The following is a 566-nucleotide window of genomic DNA, read 5'->3' as shown; positions in this document are numbered from 1 at the left end:
GTGTACCCGGGTCTGCCGAACATGGGCAACATCGCCTTCATGAAGGTGCTGGGCTACATCGACCTGCCCGGCATGAATGCGCCGACGGAAATCGCGGTCACCACCGGCTTCGACCAGTTCCACACGGCGCTGCCGGAGAAGGGTGGCGAGTTCATGGGCCAGACTTACTCGCCCCTGACCGACCCGGCCAAGCGCGCGACGTTCTCGGGCTCGGGCACCAATGCCAACCGGTACGCCAAGGCGGGTGTGGCGGTCGTCATTTCCAAGTCGGAGAAGAAGGCTGCATTCATCGACCTGAAGCCCTTGTTCAGCTACGTCAATGGCGTGTACTTCGGTACGGGCCCGACGGAGTTCACGAACCTGGGGCAGGCCGACAGCCAGTGGCCGTACACCTTCGCGCACAGGCCGCAGCAGACGCCGACGGTGATCTCGACCGTGTCGCTGGACGACCGCCCGACGGCCGTGAAGACGACCCTGTTCGGCAACGTGCACCGGGCATGGATTGCAACCGAATCGGGTTCCCTGCGCATCTATGGGCTGGGCAACGTGCCGACCGGTACCACCGC

General features: G+C 64.5%; 1 pseudogene. It reads left to right on the top strand.

Annotation, left to right across the window (positions count from 1 at the left end):
• Positions 1–21: 21 nt before the first annotated feature.
• Positions 22–566 (top strand): annotated as a pseudogene (locus APY03_RS42920) (hypothetical protein); the annotation flags it as partial.

Source organism: Variovorax sp. WDL1, assembly GCF_001541225.1.
GTDB lineage: Bacteria > Pseudomonadota > Gammaproteobacteria > Burkholderiales > Burkholderiaceae_C > Variovorax.
Note: the sequence above shows the minus strand (reverse complement) of the source record. Positions and strands in the feature narration are given on the sequence as shown.